At 54.4% G+C, this 517-nt stretch carries 1 protein-coding gene; it reads left to right on the top strand.

All coding sequences use genetic code 11. The annotated features are described in order from the left end of the window. Window positions 1-422, top strand: a 422-nt coding sequence (locus PMI18_RS00010; RefSeq protein ID WP_007908033.1) for a transposase, incomplete at its 5' end; no start/stop codon positions are given. Window positions 423-517: the final 95 nt, after the last annotated feature.

The following is a 517-nucleotide window of genomic DNA, read 5'->3' on the forward strand; positions in this document are numbered from 1 at the left end:
ACTTCAAATACGAGGAGGACAGCGACAGTTATCAATGCCCTGCCGGCCAGTGGCTAACGCTCAAGCAGATGAACAAAGGCGACCGGATTTATCAGGCGGCTATCGCCGATTGCAGCGTTTGTCCGTTAAAAAGCCGCTGCACCAAAGCGAGCCGCCGCTACCTCACGCGCCATGCTCAAGAGGCCGCCTTTGAGCGAATGGAGCAACGAATGCGGGCCCATCCCGAGATGATGACCCGTCGGCGATCCATCGTCGAACACCCCTTCGGCAATCTCAAGCAATGGCTGTTTGGCAATGGTCGGTTCTTGCTGCGACAGCTGAAAGGCGCCAGAGCTGAAATGGCACTGGCGGTGCAGGCCTACAATTTGAAAAGAGCGATCAAGGTGCTGGGAGCACAAAAGTTGATAGCGCTGATGGGCTGAGAGGCCCTTTATTTTCCGATTTCAGAAAAACAAATGCCCCGACAAGTCGGGGCATTTGTTTTTGATCTTGGCAGACTGCGTTTTCACACGGTCTG

It is taken from the genome of Pseudomonas sp. GM102, assembly GCF_000282555.1.
Taxonomy (GTDB): domain Bacteria; phylum Pseudomonadota; class Gammaproteobacteria; order Pseudomonadales; family Pseudomonadaceae; genus Aquipseudomonas.